Source organism: Streptomyces sp. NPDC025833, from assembly GCF_055558055.1.
Genome location: NZ_JBVHNF010000005.1, coordinates 213,300 through 232,288, shown reverse-complemented (window position 1 = coordinate 232,288; position 18,989 = coordinate 213,300). Strand labels below are relative to the sequence as shown.

The window sequence follows — 18,989 nt, the reverse complement described above, 5'->3', positions numbered from 1 at the left end:
GCCTCCCGAGCCCAGATACCGCGCACGCTCCGTGAGCGGGTCCCCCGCCATCCGCAGGGGTTCACCGGAGCATGCACGAGCCGCGCCCGTAACGCAATGGTTGCTGCCCCGTACAGGCGGTTTGCACGGGATTCGCGGATGTACGCCCGGTGACCGGCCGGGCGGACGGGCATGGAACCGGGGTGAGCGACCGCTCCGCGGGGTACCGGGGACCCGGGCGCCCGTCCGGCGGCGCCCCGCACCGGGCGCGGCTCGCCGGCCGGCGCCGCGGGCACCGCGCCGGAGCGTGCCGCCGGCGGGCCGGCGGCCGCCGCACCGCGGCGACCGGTGCGCCGTGCGTTGCGCCGCGCAAAGAGGGGGACGCGGGACCCGGCGACAGCACCGGTCGACTGACCTGTTTCCGCACCTGGGAACGCTGCTTTTCAGCCAACTTCTGGATACCGCCCCGGAGGGGTTCCGACCACCCCCCAACCCCCGTTCCACCTGCACGGAAAGGGTCCACGGGCCGCTGCGCACCCTACGCGGTTTGGCCACTGCGACAAGGCGTACTTCCCTGCACGGCTCACGAGTGCAACGCTTCGTGATCGAATGCTTCACGCCAAGTTGTCATGTCGACAATGTCCGGCGTGTCGAACTGGTCACCGTGAGACCGCGGGAGCCAGTAAATTCGATCTTGATGTCGTACGGCGGGGGACTCGTGCAGGACCGAGGGGAAACGTGCAGGAGCGACACAACCGAGGAGCCGCGACCACCGAGGGGGGCTTAGCAGTATGAGCCACGACTCCACTGCCGCGCCGGATGCCGCGGCCCGGAAACTGTCCGGGCGCCGCCGCAAGGAGATCGTCGCGGTGCTGCTGTTCAGCGGCGGCCCCATCTTCGAGAGTTCCATTCCGCTGTCGGTGTTCGGGATCGACCGCCAGGACGCCGGCGTGCCGCGCTACCGCCTGCTGGTGTGCGGCGGCGAGGAAGGCCCGCTGCGGACCACGGGGGGCCTGGAACTCACCGCGCCGCATGGACTGGAGGCGATCGCCCGCGCCGGAACGGTCGTCGTACCGGCCTGGCGCTCGATCACCTCACCGCCACCGGACGACGCGCTCGACGCGCTGCGCCGGGCCCACGAGGAGGGCGCCCGCATCGTCGGCCTGTGCACGGGCGCGTTCGTGCTCGCGGCCGCCGGACTGCTGGACGGCCGCCCGGCCACCACCCACTGGATGTACGCGCCGACGCTGGCCAAGCGCTATCCGTCGGTGCACGTCGATCCGCGGGAGCTGTTCGTCGACGACGGCGACGTGCTCACCTCGGCGGGTACGGCGGCCGGCATCGACCTCTGCCTCCACATCGTGCGGACGGACCACGGCAACGAGGCGGCCGGCGCGCTCGCCCGGCGCCTGGTGGTCCCGCCCCGCCGGTCGGGCGGCCAGGAGCGCTACCTCGACCGGTCTTTACCCGAGGAGATCGGCGCCGACCCGCTCGCCGAGGTCGTCGCCTGGGCGCTGGAACACCTCCACGAGCAGTTCGACGTGGAGACGCTGGCGGCACGCGCCTACATGAGCCGCCGCACGTTCGACCGCCGGTTCCGGTCGCTGACCGGGAGCGCCCCGCTGCAGTGGCTGATCACGCAGCGGGTGCTCCAGGCGCAGCGGCTGCTGGAGACGTCGGACTACTCCGTGGACGAGGTGGCGGGCCGGTGCGGCTTCCGCTCCCCCGTCGCGCTGCGCGGGCACTTCCGCCGCCAGCTCGGCTCGTCCCCCGCCGCGTACCGGGCCGCCTACCGGGCCCGCCGGCCGCAGGGCGACAAGCCGGGTGAGATGGAGTCGGCGCTGTCCGGCTCCGGTCAGCCGGGCGCGCCCGCGGGCCTGTCCGGTCCCGGACCCGTGTCGCAGGCGCCCGCTCTGCTGCACGAGCACCGGGACGGCGGGGTGCCGATGCAGAGCCGCCGGGCCGCGGCCGGCGCGGTGGGCCTGCTGCCGGGACCGCGCAGCGGCAACTGAGCGGAGCCGGGACACGGGAGCGAAGGGGGCGGGGCCGGACTCCGTCCCCTTCGCCGTGTTCCGCCGCGGCCGCGCGCCGGCCGGGTCGCCGCACGGCCGGTCCGGCGCGGCGCGGCGCGCCGTAAGGTGAGACACATGAACGATCGCATGGTGTGGATCGACTGCGAGATGACCGGTCTCTCGCTGTCGGACGACGCGCTCATCGAGGTGGCCGCCCTCGTCACCGACTCCGAGCTGAACGTACTGGGCGAAGGGGTGGACATCGTCGTCCGCCCGCCGGCCCGGGCCCTGGAGACGATGCCGGAGGTGGTGCGGCGGATGCACACCGCGTCCGGGCTGCTCGCCGAGCTGGAGAACGGCACGACCCTCAAGGACGCCGAGGCGCGGGTCCTGGCCTATGTGCGGGAGCACGTCAAGGAGCCCGGCAAGGCACCGCTGTGCGGCAACTCCGTGGGCACCGACCGGGGCTTCCTGCTGCGGGACATGCCGACCCTGGAGGACTACCTCCACTACCGGATCGTCGACGTGTCCTCGGTCAAGGAGCTGGCCCGCCGCTGGTACCCCCGGGCGTACTTCAACAGCCCGGAGAAGAACGGCAACCACCGGGCCCTCGCCGACATCCGCGAGTCGATCGCCGAGCTGCGCTACTACCGCGAGGCCGTCTTCGTGCCGCAGCCCGGTCCGGACTCCGACACCGCGAAGGCGATCGCCGCCAAGCACGTCGTGTCCGCCGGCTAGCCCGCCCACGGGGGCCCCGCGCGAAAACCTGTGCGCGAGCACCCCTTCGGACCCTGTAGACTTCTTCTCGGCCGGTCGGGGAAACGACAAGTTCCACCACCGGTCGTGGTGGGTGTAGCTCAGCTGGCAGAGCACCTGGTTGTGGTCCAGGATGTCGCGGGTTCAAGTCCCGTCACTCACCCTGAGTCGGAAGCCGGTGACTCGTCGAAAGACGGGTCATCGGCTTTCGCGTTGTCCGGGCGTCCCCGGGCCGCCCCCGGCGCGGGCGGCCGGGGCGGCGGAGTGCGCCGCCGTCAGGACGACGCCCGCACGACCAGTTCCGTGGGCAGGACCGAGTGGTGGGGGTGCGGCCCCCCGGACGCGGCCGGGCGGCGGTCGGCGATCTCCGTGAGCAGGAGGCCGATCATCGCGCGGCCCATCTCCTCGATGGGCTGGCGGACGCTGGTGAGCGGCGGGTCCATGTGGCGGGCTATGGCGGAGTCGTCGTACCCGACCAGGGCGACGTCGTCGGGGACGCGGCGGCCCGCCTCGCGCAGCACCTGCCGGGCGCCGGCGGCCATCACGTCCGAGCCGGCGAAGACCGCGTCCAGGTCGGGGTACCGGTCGAGCAGGACCGTCATCGCGCGGCGGCCCCCCTCGTCGGTGAAGTCCCCGGGCTCGACGAGCAGCTCGTCCACCGGGTGGCCGGCGTCCCGCAGCGCGTCGCGGTAGCCGGCGACGCGGCGCTGGGCGCCGTAGACGTCCAGCCGGCCGGTGATGTGCGCGATCCGGCGGCGGCCCCGGCCCAGCAGGTGCTCCACCGCCGAGCGGGCGCCGCCGTAGTTGTCGGAGTCCACCGAGGTGAGCGACTCGCCCGCCGAGCGAGGGCCGCTGATCACGGCCGGGATCTCCAGCTGGGCGAGCAGGTCGGGCAGCGGGTCGTCGGCGTGCACCGAGACCAGCAGGACGCCGTCGACGCGGTGGGCCGCGAGGTACTGCGCCAGGCGCTGCCGCTTCCGGTCGCTGGCGGCGAAGATCAGCAGCAACTGCATCTCGGTGTCGGAGAGTTCCGCGCCGACCCCGCGCAGCATGTCGGAGAAGTACGGCTCCGCGAAGAACCGGGTCTCCGGCTCGGGGACGACGAGGGCGACGGCATCGGTGCGGTTGGCCGCGAGGGCGCGGGCCGCGGTGTTGGGGACGTAGCCCAGCTCGGCGACCGCCGCCTCGACGGCGGCGCGGGTGGCGTCGCTGACCCGGGGCGAGCCGTTGATCACCCGGGAGACCGTGCCCCGTCCGACCCCGGCCCGGGCGGCGACCTCCTCCAGGGTCGGCCGCCGGCCGCCCCGGCCCCTTCCACCGCTGCCCGCCATAGTCGCCGCCTTCCGCTCACCGCCGTCAGGCCAGGAATGTAACAGCCGGGCAGGCGGCGCCCCCGATCCCGCGGGCGCCGGCGGGCGGGCCCGGAGCCCGGGCCCCGCCCGCCGTCCCGCGCAGGTCAGCCGGGCAGGCCGTGGCGCCGGATCACCTCCGTGTACCAGTGGGCGCTGGCCTTGGGGATGCGGCGCTGGGTGGGGTAGTCGACGTAGACGGCGCCGAAGCGCTTCGAGTAGCCGTAGGACCACTCGAAGTTGTCGAGCAGGGACCACAGGAAGTAGCCGCGCACGTCGGCCCCGTCGGCGATGGCGCGGCGGACGGCGTCCAGGTGCGCGTGCAGGTAGGCGATCCGCTGCGGGTCCTCGACGCGCCCCTCGGGGGAGGCGTAGTCGTCGAAGGCGGCGCCGTTCTCGGTGACCATGAGCGGCAGGTGCGGGTACGCGGCCGACAGTCCGGTCAGCAGCGTGTGCAGGCCGTTCGCGTCGATGGCCCAGTTCATCGCGGTCACGTCGTCGTTGGCGAGGTGGAAGGCGACGTCCTCGGACCCGGTCCACGGGGAGTGGTCGCTGGCGCCGTGGCCGTCGTCGCGGGTGCTCGCCGTTCCGTCGGCCGGCCGGGAGACCACGGTCGGCGAGTAGTAGTTGACGCCGAGCATGTCGATGGGGCGGGAGATCTCGGCCAGGTCCCCGTCGTGCATCAGCCGGTCCCAGTCGACGAGGTGCGCGGTGTCGGCCAGCAGGTCCTCGGGGTAGACGCCGTCCAGCAGCGGGCCGGTGAAGATCCGGTTGCCGACCGCGTCGATGCGGCGGGCGGCCTCGGCGTCCTCGGGATCGCCGGTGAGCGGGCGCACCTGGTGCAGGTTCAGGGTGATCGACGTCTTGGCGGACGACGGCAGGGCGGCGCGCAGCGCGCCGACGGCCCGGCCGTGCGCCAGGTTCAGGTGGTGCGCGGCGCGCAGGGTGGCGGCCGGGTCGGTCCGCCCCGGCGCGTGCACGCCGGAACCGTAGCCCAGGAACGCCGAGCACCAGGGTTCGTTCAGGGTGGTCCACACCCCGACCCGGTCGCCGAGGGCGCGGGCCACGAGGTCGGCGTAGTCGGCGAAGCGGTGGGCGGTGTCGCGGTGCGGCCAGCCGCCCAGGTCCTCCAGGTCCTGCGGGAGGTCCCAGTGGTAGAGGGTGGCGACGGGGGTGATGCCCGCCGCCAGGAGCTCGTCGGTGAGACGGCGGTAGAAGTCCAGGCCGCGCTCGACGGCGGGCCCGCGTCCGGTGGGCTGGACCCGGGACCAGGAGACGGAGAACCGGTACGCCTGGAGACCGAGCCGCTTCATCAGCGCCACGTCGTCGCGGTACCGGTGGTAGTGGTCGGCGGCGATGTCGCCGGTGTCGCCGTTGCGGACCTTGCCGGGGGTGTGGCTGAAGGTGTCCCAGATGGACGGGGTGCGGCCGTCCTCGGCGGCGGCGCCCTCCACCTGGTAGGCGGCGGTGGCGGCGCCCCAGACGAACCGGGCCGGGAAGGACTGGTCCGAGGCCTGCTGGGCCGTGGTCTCGGGTCGTACGGCGGTCATGGTGAGAACGCTCCCAAAGGGGGTGAGGAAGGGACGGCGGACGGTGGTCCGGCGTGCGGGGGGCGAGAAGGGCGGGACGCCGGGGCGTGCCGGGCGCCCGGTCCGGTACGGCCCGCCGCGGGGCGGTGTCGTGCGGCTCAGCCCTTGACCGCGCCCGCCATGATCCCGCCGACGATCTGCTTGCCGAAGACGATGAAGACCAGCAGCAGCGGCAGGGTGCTGATCAGCGCCCCGGCCATGACGATGCTCTGGTCGGGGGTGTAGGAGGCGCTGAGCTGGCCGAGCGCCACCTGGAGGGTGGGGTTCTCCTGGTTCAGCGCGAGGAAGGGCCAGAAGAAGTCGTTCCACGCCTGCACGAAGGTGAGCATGCCCAGCACCGTCATGGCGGGCCGGGCCACGGGCAGGACGATGCTCCGCACGATGCGGAAGTTGCTCGCGCCGTCGACCTTGGCGGCCTCGATCAGCTCGTACGGCAGGGACTCCAGCAGGTACTGGCGCATGAAGAACACCCCGAAGGCGCCGACCAGGGTCGGGAAGATCACCGACTCCAGCTTCCCGCTCCACCCGATGTCCGACATCATCATGAACAGCGGGACGACGCTGAGCTGCGGCGGGATCGTCAGCGTGGCGATGACCGCGGTCATCAGCGCGCCGCGGCCGCGGAAGCGCATCTTGGCGAAGGCGTATCCGGCGAGGGTGCAGAAGAAGAGGGTGGCGGCGGTGATGCAGCCGGCCACGATCACGCTGTTGACGATGGCCTTGCCGAGGTGGGCCTGGTCCCAGGCCGTCTGGAGGTTGCCCCACAGCCGGCCGCCCGGCACCAGCGGCGGCGGGTCGTCCAGGACGCGCTGCTGGTCGTGCGAGGCGGCCACCAGCGTCCAGTACAGGGGGAGGGCGGAGCCGAGGCCGACGAGGATCAGCGCGGCGTAGGTGAACGGTCCGCCGTCGAGCTGCCGGCCGGCGCCCACCCGGAAGCGGCCACGGCCCCTGTCCGCGGGGACCGGTGCCGGGCCGAGGCCGGGAACGGTGGTGGTGGGAGTGGTCGTGGTCATCGATGTCGCTCCCGTCAGGCCGCGTTCTTGCGCACGAACCGGCCGACGATCCAGTTGATCAGGGCGATGAGCAGCAGCAGGACGAGCATGGCCCAGGCGACGGCCGCCGCCGGGCCCAGGTGGCCCAGCTTCCAGCCGTAGTTGAAGAGGTAGATGCTGAGGGTCTCGTACTGGTGCTCGCTGCCGCCGATCGAGCCGAGCGTGCCGCCCTGGAGCAGCAGCGGCTCCCCGAACAGCTGCATCGAGCCGATGGTGGAGATGACGACGGTGAACAGGATCGTCGGCCGCAGCGCGGGGACGGTCACCTTGCGGAACTGCTGCCAGCGCGACGCCCCGTCGATGGCGGCCGCCTCGTACAGGTCGGTGGGGACGGCCTGCATGGCCGCCAGGTAGATGAGGGCGTTGTAGCCGGTCCAGCGCCAGATCACGATGACCGAGATGGCGATCTTGGACGTCCACTCCCCGTTGCCCCAGTCGGTGTTGCCCGCGCCGAAGAAGTGCAGCACCCAGTTGAGGATGCCGCCGTCGGCGCGGAAGACCAGCGCGAAGACCAGGGCGGCGGTGGCGACCGAGGTGGCGTACGGGGTGAGGATGACGGTCCGCCAGAACGTGCTGGCGCGCAGCTTGTAGTTGAGCAGGTGCGCCAGGCCGAGCGCCACCAGCAGCTGCGGGACGGTGGAGAGGACGCCGATGACGAACGTGTTCGTGACGGCCGTCCAGAACTCGGAGTCCTGGAGGATCTTGGCGAAGTTGTCCCAGCCGACCCACTGGGACTGGTCGAGGCTCGTCATCTCCACCCGGTGCAGGGCGATCCAGCCGGTGTAGAGGAGCGGGTAGAGCCCGAAGGCGCCGAAGATCAGGAAGAAGGGGGCGATGTAGGCGTACGGCGACGCCTTGTCGTCGAAGCGCCACAGCCGGGCGCGCCAGGCGGCGCGGTCGTGCGGGGCGGCACCGGTGCCGCCTGGCGGCGGGGTGCCGACCCCCCGGACGGGGGTTGTCGTTGCCACGGAGGGAGTCCTTCCCTGGAGGTCTCGGCCGGGTGGGGCGGGGGGCGTGCCGGGGACCGGGGTCGGTCCGCCCCTGCCCGCGCCGGATCGGTGCGGTGGCGAACGGCCCACGCCTCGGCCGCAAGGTGCGTGCGGGGTGCGGCCCGGCCGCCGGGCCACCCCGGATGATGCGGCGGCGGTGCCCGTCGCCGGGCCGCCGGGTGCTCACCGGATGCTCACCCGGGCGAGGGGCGGGCGCCGCCCGGCGGGCCCGGACGCCCGGTGCGGCCGGGCTGCGTCGGCCCGGGCGGGGCGAGAGGCTCTAGCCGAGTGCCTTGTCGACCGACTCGGTCGCGGCCTTCCACGCGTCGTCGGGCGCGGTGCCGCGCTGTTCCATGTTGTTGATCTGCGTGGAGATCGCGTCCTTGATGACGCCGTCCTTCGGGCCGAGCACCGCCTCGGGGATGGACTTGGCCTCCTCGGCGTAGATCTGCCCGATGGGGGCGTCGCTGAAGTAGGGGAGCTTGGCGTTCTTCACGTCGGCCAGTTCGTAGGCGCGCTTGTTGGACGGGAAGACACCGATCGCCTTGAACACCTGGGCCTGCTGCTCCGGGGCGGTCAGCCACTTGACCAGTTCCGTGGCCTCCTCGACGTGCTTGCCGCTCTTCGGTACGGCCAGGAAGGAGCCGCCCCAGTTGGCCGCGGTGGAGCCGGGCGCCCGGGAGATGTCCCACTTGCCCTTGTAGGAGTCACCGGAGTTGGTGGAGATCTGGCCGGCCATCCAGGCGGGGCAGGCCACGGTGGCCACGCTGCCCTTGCGCAGCGCCGCCGTCCAGGCGTCGGTGAACTGGGGCAGGCCCTGGGACAGCTTCTTGTCGGCGGCCTCGGCGGCCAGGTTCCAGCCCTGCCGCACGGACTGGCTGTCCTTGTAGACCGGCTTGCCGTCGGCGTCGTAGTACTGCTCGGCCGCGGAGCTGACGACCGCGTTGTACATGGCGGACGCCGAGTCCATGAAGTAGGTGCCGGAGGGCGCCTTCTTCTTGTACCGCTCGCCGAGCCTGAGGTAGTCCTCCCAGCCGCCGGCGACGGCCTTGGCGACGGCCTCGCGGTCGCTGGGCAGGCCCGCCTTCTCGAAGAGGTCCTTGCGGTAGCACAGGGACATGGGGCCGATGTCGGTACCGGCGCCGATCACCGTGCCGTCCTCTGCGGTGGCCTGCTTCTCCTTCCAGGACACCCAGTCGTCCACCTTGATCTTCTTGCCGAGGTCGGCGAACCTGCCCGCCTGGGTGTCGACGACCTCCTTGATGCGCCCGACCTCGATGCCCGTGACGTCCCCGAGGCCGCTGCCCGTGTTGAGCTGCTGGAGCAGCTTCGGGTAGTAGTCCTGCTCGTTGGCGGTGGTCTCTTCCTTGACCGTGATGTCCGGGTGCAGCTCGTGGTACTTGGCGAACAGTCCGGCCTCCTTGTAGCCGAACTGCCCGAAGTCGGCCACCGTGAGGGTGATGTTCCCGTTGGCGTCCGCGCCGTCCGAGTCGTCGTCGCTGCTGCAACCGGTCAGCAGCAGGGCGGAGGCCGTCAGGACCGTCGTGGCCAGAGTCGCTGCTCTGTGGCCTTGACCACCGCCGGTACGGGTGATGCGCATTCCACTACTCCTTGTTCCAGGGGGAACGGGACCTCAGGAATCGGACCGCCGGGCGCGGCGGTTCGGGGCCTGTCCTCTCGGTGCGCGCGACGGCTGGTCGACAGCACCCGGCGTACGGGAGAAAGGTGCTGGTCAACGCTGTGTCGAGCCCGGCAGAGGGAAAGGTTACGGATGGGTGTGACCCGAGCGGAAGAGAGCCCCGGTCGCCCCGTGGGATCGCTCCCACGCGGCATGCCGGAAGACTCGTTGGTGCCGGGCCGGGTGTCAAGACTTGAAGACGGCCTTGTTGCGCAAGCGTTTTTTCCACGTCACGGGAACGTGTCGCGCGGACACCGGCGCGCGGGCCGCCCGTCGGCTGTCGCGCACAGCGTCGGGGCAGGTCACCGGCGGGCCGGTCCCCGCTTCCGGCCAACCGGGGCGGATCGCGCGGCGGTTGGCGCGCGGGCGGGCCGGGGCGCGGGGCCCGCTCTCCGGAGCGCCGGAAGGTGAACGATGAGTTCTGCGGAACCGGCCCGGCCACGGCGGTCGTTCACCGGCCCCAGCCGCACGGGCCCGGCCGCGGCGGGGGTGCCGGGCGCCGCGGACCGGCCCGCCTGCCCTCCCCCGGGGCCGTCCAGGACGTGCCGGACTCACCTGCGTCCTGCGGCAGTTGCGGCCGGTGCTCGCGGGTGATGAGCAGGGGTACGAGCGGTTCCGCCCCCTGGCCCGCCGCCCAGCGGGCTGACGGCGGGCCGGTGATGGCAGCCCGGTGACGGCGGTCCCGCGCCCCTCTTCCGTCATGGGAGCGCTCCCATGCATAATGTGGACACTTCACTCCGGGAGATCCCTCATGCCCCCACCGACGACCGCCGGCCCTCCTCCCGCCTTCCCCCGGGCCGCCGCGATGCCGGCGCACCGGAATGACGGGGCGGTACGGGAGGACGGCCGCACTCCTCCCGACACACGCCGGAGGGGCGCGGCCCTCCCCCCGGAGTACCGCGCCCCCGTCTGAGACCCGGGTGGCCGGGTCAGTTGTAGGCGCCGAACGCCTTCGAGAAGGCGAACGCGTCCTGGGTGACGGAGCTGCACGTGGCGTCGGCGGTGGGCTTGGGACCGCCGGGGCAGCTCTTGTCGCGCGTGGCGGACCACATGGACAGCCAGCCGAGGCCCTTGGACTTGGCGAAGTCCACCAGCTGCGTGGCGTCGTCGACCTTGAAGACCTCGGTGGAGACGTCGTTGACGCCGATCATCGGGGTGACCGCGACCGTCTTCCAGGCGGCCTGGTCGGACAGCCCCAGCACGCTCTTGACCTGGGCCTGGGTGGCGGTGGCGGCCTGCTCGGCGTAGGTGCCCATGTCACCGCCGTACGAGGCGCCGTAGTCCATCGCCATGATGTTGACGGTGCTGGTCCGCACGCCGTTGGACCGGGCGTTGGCGAGGAGGTTCACGCCGTCCTGGGTGAGGCCCTCCGGCATCACCGGGAGGGTGAAGGAGACGTCCAGGCCGGGGTGCTGGGCCTGGAGCTTGGCGATGGCCTGGGCGCGGCGCGTGTTGGCGGCCGTGTTCGGCAGCGCGCCGCCCTCGACGTCGAAGTCGACCTTGGTCAGCTTGAACGCGTCGACCGCCTTGCCGTAGGCCGCCGCCAGCGCGTCGGCGGAGGAGCAGGTGGTGGCCAGCTCCGAGCCCGAGGCGCCGCCGAAGGAGACCCGGACGTCCCCGCCCTTGGCGCGCAGGGCGCCGATCTGCGCGGCCACGCCGTCGGCGGTCAGGTCCGTGACGCCGCCCCACTTGGGGGTGCAGCCGCCGCCGTCGGTGACGAAGGCGAGGTTGTAGTTCTTCACACCGGTGGTGTCCGCCGCGCCGACGAGGTCGAACGCCGGGTACAGCGAGGTGTCGACGTAGGGCGCGAAGCCGGCGGAGCCGGTGGTACCGGTGCCGGTGCTCTGGGACGGCGTCGGGGTGGGGGTCGGCGTGGACGTCGCGGTCGGCGTGGACGTCTTGGTGGGGGTCGGGACCGGGGACGGGGACCCGGTCGGCCGGCCGCTCGGCTCGGGGGTGGCGCCGCCGTCCGCGGAGCACTGGGCGCCGTCGATGCGGCAGCCCGTCGGGTCGCCCGCGCCGCTGACCACGAAGCCGACGGTCACGGACTTGCCCGGGGCGATGCCCGCGGTGTCCCACTGGGCGGGCTTGACGGTGACGTGCCGGCCGCTGACGCTCGACTCGCCGTTCCACAGGGAGGAGAGCGTGGTGCCCGTGGGGAGGTCGAACTCCAGGGTCCACGTCTTCTCGGCCTGGCCGCTGTTGTTGGTGACGACGTACTGGGCGGTGTAGCCGTTCGACCAGTCGCTGGTCCGCGTGTAGGCGGCGTTCACGCCGGCCGCGTTGGCCGTCCCGGTGAGCAGGACCGCACCGCCGCCGATCACGGCCGCGGCCACCAGGCCGCCTATCGCCTTGCTCCTGCCGCTGATACTGCGCCGGTGCGTGCTCATGCGCGTGCCTGCCTTCGTTCTCCACCGGGGGTGTGGTGCGGCAGCACGCTAGCGGGCCCGATCCGGACAAACGCCCTGTTCGGGGCGGCGGTCGGTGTCCTTATGCCGCACTTAAGGAAGCGATCGGGACCGGTTAAAGATGGCGCGCGGTCCGCGTCGCCGTACCGTGCCGCGGTGGCCGCGGCCCACCGGTCCCCGGCCGGCCGGACCAGCGGGCCGGAACCGGACGCGCACCTCGGTGCCGCCCAGCACCGAGGCGCCGATGCGGACGTCGCCGCCGGTGGACTCGGCGAGCCGGCGGACGATGTCCAGGCCCAGGCCGGTCGAGCCGGTGGCGCCCGAGCCCCGGCCGCGGGCCATCGCCGCCACCGGGTCGGGTATGCCCGGGCCGGCGTCCGAGATGAGCACGATCACCGCTTCCTCCCCGTCGTGCAGGTCGACCGCGAAGGCGGTGCCCTCCGGGGTGTGCCGGAACACGTTGCCGAGCAGGGCGTCGAGCGCGGCGGCCAGGTCGGCGCGGGCGACGGGCAGCCGCACCGGCCGCCCGGTGCCGGCCACCCGCCACCTGCGGCCCTCGTCCTCGGCGAGCGCGGACCAGAACTCCATGCGCTCGCGGACCACTTCGGCCGCGTCGCAGCCGGCGCTGGGTCCGGCCGCGGCCGTCTGCGGCTTGGCCTCCCGGGCCGTCCGGATGATGGTGTCGACCTCGCGCTCCAACTGGGCGACGGCCGCCCGGGTCTGCTCGGCGGCCGGTCCGGCGCCGAGGGAGGCCGCGTTCAGCCGGAGGACGGTGAGCGGGGTGCGCAGCCGGTGCGACAGGTCGGCCGCCAGTTCACGCTCGTTGGCGAGGAGCTGGACGACCTGGTCGGCCATGGAGTTGAACGCGACGGCGGCCAGCCGGAGTTCGGTCGGCCCGTCCTCCGGCACCCGGGCGCCCAGCCGGCCCCCGCCCAGGTCGCGCGCGCCCTCAACCAGCCGCCGCGCCGGACGCACCATGCGCACCCCCAGCCGGTCGGCGACCGCGACCGAGCCGATGATCAGCGCCAGTCCGACGGCCGCGAGGACCGCCCAGGCCGTGCCGACGCCGTTGGTCACCTCTGACTCGGGGACGTACACCTCGACCACCGCGATGGCGCCGGAGCCGAGCGCGACCGGCTGGAGCAGCGTGGAGCCGCCCGGCACGGCGACGGTGGAGGCGCGGCCGAGCCGCCGTACGGCCCGGACGGCGTGGGCGGGGGCGCGCCGCCGGCCGAGGTCCAGCGCGGCCCGGCCCTCGGCGGCCGGCAGGTGGACGGCCATCCCGGCGTCGGCGCCGGCCGAGGCCACCACCCGCTCCAGTTCGTCCCGGTCGGTGGTGATGGACAGCGCGGGCGCGACCGCGGCGGCCTCCCGCTCGGCGTTCGAGAACGCCCGGTCGCGGGCCATCTCCTTGACGACCAGGCCGAGCGGCACGGCGAAGGCGGCCACGACCATCGTGGTGACCGCCAGGCAGACCTTGACCAGCGCCCATCTCATCGCGGCCCGCTCTCCGCGGGCGGTTCGAGCTTGACGCCGACGCCGCGCAGTGTGCGCAGGTAGCGCGGCCGGGCGGCCGTCTCGCCCAGCTTGCGGCGCAGCCAGGACAGGTGGACGTCGATGGTCTGGTCGTCGCCGTAGGACTGCTGCCAGACCTCGGCGAGGAGTTCCCTGCGCGGGACGACGACCCCGGGCCGGCCGGCCAGGAAGGCGAGCAGGTCGAACTCGCGGCGGGTGAGGTCGAGCCGCACCCCGTCCAGCTCCGCCCGGCGGCGCAGCGGGTCGACGGTCAGCCCGCCCACCCGGAGCACGGCCGGGGGCTGGTCGCCGGCGCCGGCGGACCGGGCCCGGCGCAGCACGGCCGCGATCCGGGCGCAGAGGTGCTCGACGGAGAACGGCTTGGTGAGGTAGTCGTCGGCACCGGCGTTGAGCAGCCGGACGATCTCCGCCTCGTCGTCCCGGGCGGTGGCGATGATGACGGGCACGTCGGTGATGCCGCGGAGCATCTTCAGCGCCTCGGAGCCGTCCAGGTCGGGCAGTCCGAGGTCCAGGACGACCACGTCGAAACGGAAGTGGGCGGCCTCGCGCAGCGCCTCCAGCGCCGTCCCGACGCTGCGCACCGTGTGGGCGGCGTCGGTGAGCTGCCGGATGAGCGCCGAGCGCACGAACTGGTCGTCCTCGACCACGAGCACACTTGCCATGCGCCGCACCGTACGCCATGCGGCCGGGCCCGGTCCGGGCCTGTGGACGGCTGCCCCGTTGTGGACAACCCCCGTGACCGGTGCGGCAGTATGGCGCCGATGCGCAGAGGACTCGTACACGTACTGGCCTGGCTGCTCGCCACCGGGGCGGCGGCCACGCTGTCGTGGTGGGGCGTGCACACGGTGATGGCGGGGACGGCGTACGACCCTCCGCGTGCCCTGCCGGTGACGCCCGCCGACGCCGACGCCCCGGTCCGGGACACGGCGCCCGCGTCCCCCGCACCCCCGTCCCCGGCACCCGCGTCCACGACCCCGGCGTCCACGTCCCCGGCATCCGCCCTCGCCTCCGATGCCGCCCCCTCCGCCGTCCCGTCCCGCCCGCGGCCGGCCCCGCCGGCGCCGGCTCCCACCCCGACCACGGCCCTCTCGCGGACCTCGTCCCCGACCGCGTCCGCCTCGGCGCCGGGCCAGGTCAGGTCCTACGACACGGACGGCGGCCGGGCGGTGTTCGACCTGCGGACGGCCGACGCCACGCTGGTCTCGGCCACTCCGGCCACCGGCTGGTCGATGCAGGTGTGGAAGACGGAGAGGTGGATCCGGGTGGACTTCGGCCGGGGCGCGGACCGGGTGTCGGTGTTCTGCACCTGGCACGACGGACCGCCCCGGGTGGAGGTGGGCACCTACTGACCCGGGCTGGCCTGAACGGAACCCCCTACCGGAACACCGAGGGCGGCGGGGCCGGGGAGGCCACCGCGGCGGCGTCCGTCACGGGCGCCGCGCCGCCGGTGAAGTCGGTGAGCGGGCGGCCGTGTTCGACCCGGCCCGGGTGCGGGTCGGAGGCGGCCCGGCGGGTGAGTTCGGCGAGCGGCAGCGGCAGGTCGGAGGCGACGAGGACGGCGTTGCCGAAGCGCTTGCCGCGCAGCACGGCCGGGTCGGCGACCAGCGCCAGTTCACCGAACCGGGCGGCGGCGGTGGCTATCTGGCCGCGCAGGTGGGCGAGCGGCGGGCCGTCGGCGAGGTTGGCCGCGTAGACGCCGGACGGCTTCAGGGCCCGGCGAACCTCGTCCAGGAACTCGGTGGAGGTGAGGTGGGCGGGGGTGCGGGCGCCGCTGAACACGTCGGCGACGACCAGGTCGGCCCAGCCGTCGGGGACTTTGGCCAGGCCCGCGCGGGCGTCGGCCGCGCGCACCCGGATCCGCGCGCCCGGGTCCAGCGGCAGCTCGCGGCGGACCAACCGGACCAGGGCCGCGTCCCGTTCGACGACCTGCTGGGTGGAGCGGGGGCGGGTCGCGGCGACGTACCGGGCGAGGGTGAGGGCGCCGCCGCCGAGGTGCACGGCGTGCACGGGCCTGCCGGGCGGGGCGGCGAGGTCGATGACATGGCCGAGGCGGCGCTGGTACTCGAAGGAGAGGTACGCCGGGTCGTCCAGGTCGACGTGCGACTGCGGCGCGCCGTCGATCAGCAGCGTCCAGGCCCGGCCGCGGTCCGGGTCGGGCACGAGCTGCGCCAGCCCGCCGTCGACCGCCTCCTCGACGGCCGCGGCCGCCGTTCCGCGCCGGGTGTTCCTGGACCTGCCCATCCGTCCATTTTCGCAGCCGCCGCGGGCCCGCGCGTCACCGGCGGCTGTCGGCCGCCTCGATCAGCCGGGCCGCCTCCCCGAGGGCCCGGCGCAGCACCGCCGGGTCGGTGGCGAGATCGGCCTCCCCGGGCGGCAGCAGCCAGTCGGAGCCCTCCACCGGCGGCTCCGGGTCCAGCCGCAGCCCCCGCCCGTTCGTCTCGGTGCAGGTGCTGCCGGGCACGTCCCAGCAGGCGGCCGTGCCGGCCGGCACCAGGAAGCCGAGGGTGTCGCAGCCGTCGTCGTGGAGGACGGGCCCCACCGCGTCCGCGGCGCCCCGCCGCAGGATGTCGACCGCCTCCAGCCCCTGGCGGGCCGGTACCGTCACGAGGTCGCACGCCGGGTCGCCCGCGGCGGACGACGACGGCGACGTACGAGGTTCGTTGCTCTGGCTGGTCACCATGCCGGCCTCCACCACACTGCCCTGTTGCGGTCCACGGGGTACAACGCGCGAACCCGTCAACGGCAACGGCGGAAGTGCGCCGCAAAGGATGGCACTTCATGGCAGATCGGGGACGAGACGTCCGGTTTGTAGCCGAACTCCGCGTGGCGGGGCCGTCACAGCGGGTACGTTCATGCCCGCCGGGACCGAGGCGTCACACGGGGCGACTCGTCCCGGAACCGCCCGCGGAACCGGCATGGTTCGACGGTTCGCACGAGAGGACCCCCGGCCATGGCGTCGTCGACGGTGACCTCGTCACAGCCCGAACGGCCACCCCGGCCGAACCCGGCCTTCCGGCGGCTGCGCGGCCGCCGCTCCCCGGCCGAGTTCGCCGCGCTGGTGCGGCGGGCGGCGCGCGAGATCGGTGAGCGCGTGAGCTGTGACGCGCGCTACATCGGCCGGGTGGAGGCGGGCGAGATCCGCTGTCCCAACTACGCGTACGAACGGGTGTTCCTGCACATGTTCCCCGGCCGCACGCTCACCGACCTCGGCTTCGCGCCCCGCTCGTCCGTCCGCGGGCGCGCGGCGCGCACGGCCGCCGAGCCGCCGGGGACCTCCGGCCCGCCCGGCGGGCCGACGAGGGCGGCCGGGCCGTACGGCGGACGGGAACCGCACGCACCTCCCCCGCGTTCCCGGCTCCGGCCGGGCCGGGGGGACCCCCATGAGAAAGACCCCCTGGACCACGAGGAGAGCGACGTGCTGCGTCGCGCATTCATGACCGGCGGCGCAACGGTCGCCGCCGCCACGCTGGCCCCGCTGGGGCTCACCACGGGCGCCGCGGCGGCGCAACGGCCCGCGCGGCGCGCCGGCACCCCGGAGGCGGTGGCGCTGGAGGAGGCGGTCCGCCAGATCCGGCTGCTCGACGACCGGCACGGCGCGGACGGCCTGTACCGGCACGCGGAGGCCCCGCTGCGCGCGGCGTACGCCCTGCTCGACGCGGGCGCGACCCGGCAGACGACCGCCGCCCGGCTGCACTCCGGCGCCGGTGAACTCGCCCTCTCCGTCGGCTGGCTGGCCCATGACTCCGGCCGCTTCGGCGACGCGCGTTCGCACTACGCGGAGGCGCTGGCCACCGCCCGGATGACCGGGGACCCGGCGCTGGAGGCGCACGCCTTCTGCAACACCGCGTTCCTCGCCCGGGACGCGGGCCGCCCCCGGGAGGCGGTCCGGGCCGCGCAGGCCGCGCAGCGCGCCGCCCGGCCGCTCGGCTCCGCCCGGCTGCTGTCCCTGCTGGCGCTGCGCGAGGCGGGCGGCTGGGCGGGGCTCGCCGACCGCACCGGCTGCGAGCAGGCGCTGGCGCGCGCGCACACCTTCTTCGCGCGGGGCCGCTCGGACGCCGACCCCGAGTGGATGAGCTTCTACGGCGAGGCCGAGCTGGCGGGGCTGGAGGCGCAGTGCTGGTCCGCGCTGGGCGACTGGCGGCGGGCGTCCCGGCACGCGTGGCGGGCGGCCCGCACGCAGAATCCGCACTTCACTCGCAACATCGCGCTCTACACCGCCGAGCTGGCCGACGACCTCGCCCGCGAGGGCCGGCCCGACGAGGCGGCGGCCGCCGGGCTGCGGGTGCTGGCCCTGCTGGACCAGGTCCAGTCCTCCCGCGTCCAGGGCATGCTGGCGGGCACGGCACGGGTGCTGCTGCCGCACCGGCGGGCAGCGGGGGTGTCCGAGTTCCTCGACCGGCACGCGTCCCTGCCGAGGCGCGTCTAGCGGGACGGCGCCGTGACCGGCGGGGGCACCGGACGGCGGCCTGGCCGGCGGGACGGCCGGCGAGCCCCAGGGGGACGAGCCGGGGCCGTCGGCCGGTGCACGGTCCGCTGCCGGGGCTGCGGTCACCGCGCCCCGGCCCGCCACCGACCCAGCTCCACCGGACACCGCCTCCCCGCCGAGGCGCGTCAGCGGGACGGCGGCGGGACCGGCGGGGTGGCCGGCGGACTTCGTGGCCGGCAGGCGCCGGGCGGGCGAACCAGGGCCCTCGGCCGGTACGCCGGCTCCCTCGGCCGGCACACGGCCCGGCGCCGCGGTCACCGCGCCCCGCCCCCGCCACCGACCCCGCTCCACCGGACACCGCGTCCCCGCCGGGACGCGTCTGGCGGGACGGCACCGGACGGCGGCCTGGCCGGCGGGACGGCCGGCGAGCCCCAGGGGGACGAGCCGGGGCCGTCGGCCGGTGCACGGTCCGGTGCCGGAACCGCGGTCGCCGCGCCCCGCCGCCGACCCGCCCCCGGCTCCCGGGGTGCCGCTCAGCCCGCCAGGTGGCCCAGGTCGTTCCAGCTCTCGATCGCGGGTTCGCCGTACGCCCAGCCCAGGACGGACAGCGAGGTCGGGTTCAGCCGGATGCGGGCCGCGAAGTCCAGCGGCAGCCCCAGCCACCGCGCGCCGATGGACCGCAGGATGTGCCCGTGGGCGAAGACCAGGACGTCCCGGTCGGCCGAACGGGCCCAGGACACCACCTCGTCCGCGCGCGCGGTCACCTCGGCGGTGCTCTCCCCGCGCGGCACACCGTCCCGCCAGATCAGCCACCCGGGCCGCACGGCCTGGATCTCGGCCGGCGTCATGCCCTCGTAGGCGCCGTAGTCCCACTCCATCAGCGTGTCCCAGCGCTCGGCGCGCTCGCCGAACCCGGCGAGTTCACACGTCTCCCGCGCGCGGGACAGCGGACTGGTGCGCACCTCCACGCCCTCCAGCCCGTCCAGCGGGGGCCGGTGCAGCCGCTCGCCGAGCAGCTTGGCCCCGCGCCGGCCCTCCTCCAGCAGCGGCACGTCGGTCCTGCCGGTGTGCTTGCCGGACAGCGACCACGCCGTCTGTCCGTGCCGGGCCAGCAGGATGCGCGGTGCCATGGGAGACCTCTCCGGGAGAGTGACGTCACATGGACGCCACGGGAACGACGGCGGAACACGGTGCCCCCAATCATCGCGCACCAGG

The 18,989-nt window shown here is 74.3% G+C and carries 15 protein-coding genes and 1 tRNA gene; 5 read left to right on the top strand and 11 right to left on the bottom strand.

What is annotated here, in order from left to right:
- The first annotated feature begins 770 nt into the window (after positions 1–770).
- The 3 genes from ACZ4K2_RS10550 (at position 771) to ACZ4K2_RS10540 (ending at position 2,910) form a co-directional block, all read left to right on the top strand.
- A complete protein-coding gene (locus ACZ4K2_RS10550) occupies positions 771–1,991 on the top strand; it encodes a GlxA family transcriptional regulator (RefSeq protein ID WP_467471674.1) in 1,221 nt (406 codons plus the stop codon).
- 135 nt (positions 1,992–2,126) lie between these two features.
- Positions 2,127–2,729, top strand: a complete 603-nt coding sequence (orn, locus tag ACZ4K2_RS10545; RefSeq protein WP_467471672.1) for an oligoribonuclease — start codon at positions 2,127–2,129, stop codon at positions 2,727–2,729.
- A 108-nt stretch (positions 2,730–2,837) separates the two neighbouring features.
- Positions 2,838–2,910: transfer RNA gene (locus ACZ4K2_RS10540), tRNA-His, on the top strand.
- Positions 2,911–3,022: 112 nt separating this feature from the next.
- Here the strand turns inward: ACZ4K2_RS10540 and ACZ4K2_RS10535 are convergent.
- The 8 genes from ACZ4K2_RS10535 to ACZ4K2_RS10500 all read right to left on the bottom strand — a co-directional run bounded on the left by ACZ4K2_RS10535 (position 3,023) and on the right by ACZ4K2_RS10500 (position 14,010).
- Entirely contained in the window at positions 3,023–4,078 is a 1,056-nt protein-coding gene (locus ACZ4K2_RS10535; RefSeq protein WP_467471670.1) for a LacI family DNA-binding transcriptional regulator, read from the bottom strand.
- A 125-nt stretch (positions 4,079–4,203) separates the two neighbouring features.
- Positions 4,204–5,646, bottom strand: a complete 1,443-nt coding sequence (locus ACZ4K2_RS10530; protein WP_467471669.1) for a GH1 family beta-glucosidase — start codon at positions 5,644–5,646, stop codon at positions 4,204–4,206.
- A gap of 137 nt (positions 5,647–5,783) precedes the next feature.
- On the bottom strand, positions 5,784–6,698 hold the full coding sequence (locus ACZ4K2_RS10525) for a carbohydrate ABC transporter permease (RefSeq protein ID WP_467471666.1): 915 nt from the start codon (positions 6,696–6,698) through the stop codon (positions 5,784–5,786).
- A gap of 14 nt (positions 6,699–6,712) precedes the next feature.
- Positions 6,713–7,705, bottom strand: a complete 993-nt coding sequence (locus tag ACZ4K2_RS10520; protein WP_467471662.1) for a carbohydrate ABC transporter permease — start codon at positions 7,703–7,705, stop codon at positions 6,713–6,715.
- 301 nt (positions 7,706–8,006) lie between these two features.
- Entirely contained in the window at positions 8,007–9,326 is a 1,320-nt protein-coding gene (locus ACZ4K2_RS10515; RefSeq protein ID WP_467471660.1) for an ABC transporter substrate-binding protein, read from the bottom strand.
- Between the two features lie 1,007 nt (positions 9,327–10,333).
- Positions 10,334–11,794: a glycoside hydrolase family 18 protein gene (locus ACZ4K2_RS10510; protein WP_467471657.1), complete on the bottom strand. Its 1,461-nt coding sequence runs from the start codon at positions 11,792–11,794 to the stop codon at positions 10,334–10,336.
- Positions 11,795–11,905: 111 nt separating this feature from the next.
- The gene (locus ACZ4K2_RS10505; RefSeq protein WP_467471655.1) at positions 11,906–13,309 is read right to left on the bottom strand and encodes a sensor histidine kinase; all 1,404 of its coding nucleotides are present in this window, start codon (positions 13,307–13,309) and stop codon (positions 11,906–11,908) included.
- A complete protein-coding gene (locus ACZ4K2_RS10500; protein ID WP_467471652.1) occupies positions 13,306–14,010 on the bottom strand; it encodes a response regulator transcription factor in 705 nt (234 codons plus the stop codon). Before ACZ4K2_RS10500 ends, ACZ4K2_RS10505 begins: the two co-directional genes overlap by 4 nt.
- Positions 14,011–14,109: 99 nt before the next feature.
- Between ACZ4K2_RS10500 and ACZ4K2_RS10495 the strand changes: the two genes are divergently transcribed.
- A complete protein-coding gene (locus ACZ4K2_RS10495; RefSeq protein WP_467471649.1) occupies positions 14,110–14,697 on the top strand; it encodes a hypothetical protein in 588 nt (195 codons plus the stop codon).
- Between the two features lie 25 nt (positions 14,698–14,722).
- Here ACZ4K2_RS10495 and ACZ4K2_RS10490 read toward each other — a convergent pair whose 3' ends face one another.
- Together ACZ4K2_RS10490 and ACZ4K2_RS10485 are read right to left on the bottom strand one after the other, a co-directional pair.
- Positions 14,723–15,589: a spermidine synthase gene (locus ACZ4K2_RS10490; RefSeq protein WP_467471646.1), complete on the bottom strand. Its 867-nt coding sequence runs from the start codon at positions 15,587–15,589 to the stop codon at positions 14,723–14,725.
- Positions 15,590–15,623: 34 nt separating this feature from the next.
- Positions 15,624–16,028, bottom strand: a complete 405-nt coding sequence (locus ACZ4K2_RS10485; protein ID WP_467471642.1) for a hypothetical protein — start codon at positions 16,026–16,028, stop codon at positions 15,624–15,626.
- Positions 16,029–16,298: 270 nt separating this feature from the next.
- Between ACZ4K2_RS10485 and ACZ4K2_RS10480 the strand changes: the two genes are divergently transcribed.
- Entirely contained in the window at positions 16,299–17,774 is a 1,476-nt protein-coding gene (locus ACZ4K2_RS10480; RefSeq protein ID WP_467471640.1) for a hypothetical protein, read from the top strand.
- 533 nt (positions 17,775–18,307) lie between these two features.
- On the opposite strand, the gene ACZ4K2_RS10475 is transcribed toward ACZ4K2_RS10480, so the two are convergent.
- The gene (locus ACZ4K2_RS10475; protein ID WP_467471637.1) at positions 18,308–18,904 is read right to left on the bottom strand and encodes a histidine phosphatase family protein; all 597 of its coding nucleotides are present in this window, start codon (positions 18,902–18,904) and stop codon (positions 18,308–18,310) included.
- Positions 18,905–18,989: the final 85 nt, after the last annotated feature.